The organism is Sphingopyxis sp. (genome assembly GCF_050725655.1).
Taxonomy (GTDB): Bacteria; Pseudomonadota; Alphaproteobacteria; order Sphingomonadales; family Sphingomonadaceae; genus Sphingopyxis.
Genome location: NZ_JBOHHT010000093.1, coordinates 1 through 3,381, shown reverse-complemented (window position 1 = coordinate 3,381; position 3,381 = coordinate 1). Strand labels below are relative to the sequence as shown.

Sequence of the window (3,381 nt, the reverse complement as noted above, 5' to 3'; positions counted from 1 at the left end):
TGCAAAATTGCAGAATGCCGCTAAGCCCATTATGACGCACAAGACATCATGTATGACTGGAACGACCTCAAAGCCTTTCTCGCGGTAGCGGAGACCGGCAGTACGCTATCGGCTGCGCAGGCGCTGCGCGTCAGTCAGACGACCGTCGCCCGGCGCATCGCCGCGCTTGAGGAGGCAACGGGCGTCATCCTCTTCGAACGGCGGCAGGCGGGTTATGCGCTGACCCCGGTCGGCGAGGCGATGATGGCGAGCGCCGTCGCCGTGCGCGATGCCGCCGACCGTTTCGGCGAAGCAGCAGGCGCCCGCTCGCGCGACGCGGGCGGCACGGTCAGTCTGACGACGATGGAAATCTTCGCGGTGACCATCCTGCCGCCGATCCTGCGCGACCTGCGCGCCGCGCATCCCGGCATCCACATCCATCTCGATACGACGGACGAACCGCGCGACCTTGCCGCCGGCGCCGCGGACATCGCGATCCGCAGCAGCAAGCAGCCCGCCGGCGCGGGCCTTGTCGGGCGGCGCATCGCCGACAATCCCTGGACCGTCTATTGCAGCCGGTCCTACGCCGATCTTCACGGCATCCCGCACAGCCGCGAGGAGCTTGCCACCCACCCCTTCATCGGCGGCGGCGGCGCGGTCTGGGAGCCCTATCTGGCGTGGCTGCGGCAATATCGGCTCGAGGATTCGGTGGTGATGCAATATGATTCGGGGTCGGGCCTGCTCGCGGGCGTGCGCTCGGGCATGGGGCTCACCATCCTGCCCGGCTTCATCGCCGAGCGCGAACCCGACCTGATCCGCTGCATTCCGCCGAAGACCGAAGACACCACGGGTCTGTGGCTCTTGACCCACGAACGGCTACGCCACGTTCCCCGCGTGCGGCTGGTCCTCGATTTTCTTGCTAGGGAATTGGGTAAGCTGGCGCGGGGATAGCACGCCCTTTGGACAGACCAATCCTATAGGCGGTCTCTAAGCCAATGCAGTGCTCCGAACACGGCAAGGATAAGTCCGACAAACAGCACCATCCATGCGGCGCCTTCAAATATCGCGGTCGCGTACAGACCGAAGACTCTCCACCGAAACGTTTTGGCTAGCCCGATCAAACCGATCTTGCGGTAAAAGAGAAACCCATCTCCCGCTCTATCGACCGAAAAAGCGCATAGAGGCAGGATGGGTATCCATAACGCCGAGAAAAAATAGAGCTTTATCATTCCTTGCGGAATATCAGGGTCGCTGAGCCACCCGTATAAGCCGACACCAAATCCATTGAGCCGCCAAAGGGTTGGAGCGTTGCGAACGCGCTTTGATGACCTTATGAACGGGTTCGGGCTCTCAGCATCGTCAAGGTCATATTGTTCGGCCAGTGATAGTTCGTCATATAAAGCGTCATCGACTGTGGGCGCTCCAATAATTATCGCGCCCGTCCGCTCAAGGGCGGCTCTTTCTCTCGGCGTTAGCAGTAGCTTCTCATTCTCCATTGTGGCCCCTCCCCCGGCGGGGGCTTTGCTCAAAATATTGGATCGGACAACAACCGCAAAAAAAGCTGCCGTCCTAAAAAAGGATGACTGTGGTCCAAGCTGGTGGATGGACCCCGCAACCGCCCTCATCCACCCGCTCATATCGCTATCGCGTCGCTCGCAGGTTAAGGACACAAAGGATTCAATTTCGCGCTGCGTATTGACGTCCTTTTTGTCTTTAGGCGCGCGTCTCGACGCTCCCCGATGCGATTCCAGTGTTAAGTTAGGCGAAATTCCGACATTTCTTATCTCTTATCGCGGCATCAGGCGAGCGCGCGCTCGACCGCGGCATCGACGTGCAGCGCCAGCGTGTCGAACAGCGGCACCGCGCTATCCGCTTCGCCGATCAGCAGCATGATTTCGGTGCAGCCGAGGACGATCGCCTCGGCGCCGTCGGCGATCAGCGAGGCGATGATCCGCCGATATTCGGCGCGCGATGCGTCGCGAACCACGCCCTGGACCAGTTCGTCGTAAATGATGCGGTGGACGATCGCGCGATCGGCGTCGCCGGGGATCATCGCCTCGATTCCCGCCTCCGCCATCCGCGCCGTATAGAAGGGCTTTTCCATCGTGAAGGCGGTGCCGAGCAGCCCGACGCGCGAAAAGCCTGCCGCCTGGACGGCCGCGATGGCGGGGTCGGCGATGTGGAGAAGCGGCACCCGGGTCGCCGCCTCGACCGCCTCGGCGCACAGGTGCATCGTATTCGCACAGATCAAGAGCAGTTCGGCTCCCCCCGCCGTCAAGGATCGCGCGGCGTCCGCCATCTGCCCGTCGAGCACGTCCCAGTCGCCGCTCGCCTGCAATTCGGCGATGGGCGCGAAATCGAGCGACAGCAACAGGATGCGCGCCGAATGTAGCCCGCCGAGCCGCGCCCGCACGCCTTCGTTGAGCAGCCGGTAATATTGCGCCGAGCTTTTCCAGCTCAAGCCGCCGATCAGGCCGATTGTCTTCATCATATCCGTCCGTTCCGAAAACGCTGTCCTACAATATTGCGCCGATCTAGCCTGCCCGGCGATGACGCGCGACGCAGCTTTTTCTCCAATCCCCATATCTGTGCTCCCCGGCGAAAGCCGGGGCCCAGCTATCGCAAGCAAGCGCGGGACGTCTGGACCCTGGCTTTCGCCGGGGCGCAGCGGGTGGGCGGATCTCGTCAACGCCTTGCACGGTCATTTCCGAATAAAGTTACGCAGTTTTCCGCCGTTTCAAAGACGCGCCGCCTTTCCTTCTTTCGTCACCCCGGACTTGATCCGGGGCCCAGCTTCTGCCGGTGCGTCTTATGGATCCCGGATCAAGTCCGGGACGACGAACGGGAAGGCAAAACGTGAATCGCGTGTAAAGTTGCGCAGAATTCCGCCACTTCTCCAAAGCGCTTCACCGCAGCTTCGCACACCCCAGCGCCGCCGCATCGATCGCGGTCGCAGCGCCGCGCAGCCGGTAGGTGTCGGCGATCGCGCCGCCGGTCGCGGTGCCGCTTTCGGCGCTCATGCTCGGCGCCGATCGCATCGCGGCGACGATCGCGGCGTCCATTCGCGGGTCGCTGGCCCAGCCGTGCGCGCCGTTGCCGGTCAGGATGAAGCGGCGGCCGCCGATCGTCAGGCGCAGCTCGCGCCCGGGCGCGCGCTCTTTCGACAGGCGGACATAGAATTGCCCGCGGATGCGCGACTTCGGCCAATAACCGACGCTCGCATAGGCTTTGACCTTCGGCGTGCCGATCGTCGCCGAGGGCGCGGCGAGGGCGTAGCAGCGCGGGGGCCCGGGATCGCGAAACGCGCCCCAGCCGTCGAAAATGCCGAGCGCGGTGGGGCTGGCGGCAAGCGCCGCCACGGGCATCGCCGCCACGATCAGGAAAAGGGAGGCCCAGCGCCGC

4 protein-coding genes are annotated in these 3,381 nt (G+C 63.5%); 1 reads left to right on the top strand and 3 read right to left on the bottom strand.

What is annotated here, in order from left to right:
* Positions 1 to 48: 48 nt before the first annotated feature.
* Positions 49 to 930 (top strand): LysR family transcriptional regulator, encoded by an 882-nt coding sequence (locus tag ACREBX_RS14350; protein ID WP_431562424.1) that lies wholly within the window; start codon positions 49 to 51, stop codon positions 928 to 930.
* A 23-nt stretch (positions 931 to 953) separates the two neighbouring features.
* Here ACREBX_RS14350 and ACREBX_RS14345 read toward each other — a convergent pair whose 3' ends face one another.
* The 3 genes from ACREBX_RS14345 to ACREBX_RS14335 all read right to left on the bottom strand — a co-directional run bounded on the left by ACREBX_RS14345 (position 954) and on the right by ACREBX_RS14335 (position 3,344).
* Complete coding sequence (locus tag ACREBX_RS14345) at positions 954 to 1,475, bottom strand: hypothetical protein (RefSeq protein WP_431562423.1); 522 nt, start codon at positions 1,473 to 1,475, stop codon at positions 954 to 956.
* A 302-nt stretch (positions 1,476 to 1,777) separates the two neighbouring features.
* Complete coding sequence (locus tag ACREBX_RS14340) at positions 1,778 to 2,467, bottom strand: aspartate/glutamate racemase family protein (protein WP_431562426.1); 690 nt, start codon at positions 2,465 to 2,467, stop codon at positions 1,778 to 1,780.
* A gap of 418 nt (positions 2,468 to 2,885) precedes the next feature.
* Complete coding sequence (locus ACREBX_RS14335; protein ID WP_431562425.1) at positions 2,886 to 3,344, bottom strand: hypothetical protein; 459 nt, start codon at positions 3,342 to 3,344, stop codon at positions 2,886 to 2,888.
* Between the last annotated feature and the right edge of the window lie 37 nt (positions 3,345 to 3,381).

What these genes read in the sequence shown, in the direction of transcription:
- ACREBX_RS14335 (WP_431562425.1), bottom strand. Translation starts at nt 3,344, where the DNA reads ATGCCCGTGGCGGCGCTTGCCGCCAGCCCCACCGCGCTCGGCATTTTC.
- ACREBX_RS14350 (WP_431562424.1), top strand. Translation starts at nt 49, where the DNA reads ATGTATGACTGGAACGACCTCAAAGCCTTTCTCGCGGTAGCGGAGACC.
- ACREBX_RS14345 (WP_431562423.1), bottom strand. Translation starts at nt 1,475, where the DNA reads ATGGAGAATGAGAAGCTACTGCTAACGCCGAGAGAAAGAGCCGCCCTT.
- ACREBX_RS14340 (WP_431562426.1), bottom strand. Translation starts at nt 2,467, where the DNA reads ATGAAGACAATCGGCCTGATCGGCGGCTTGAGCTGGAAAAGCTCGGCG.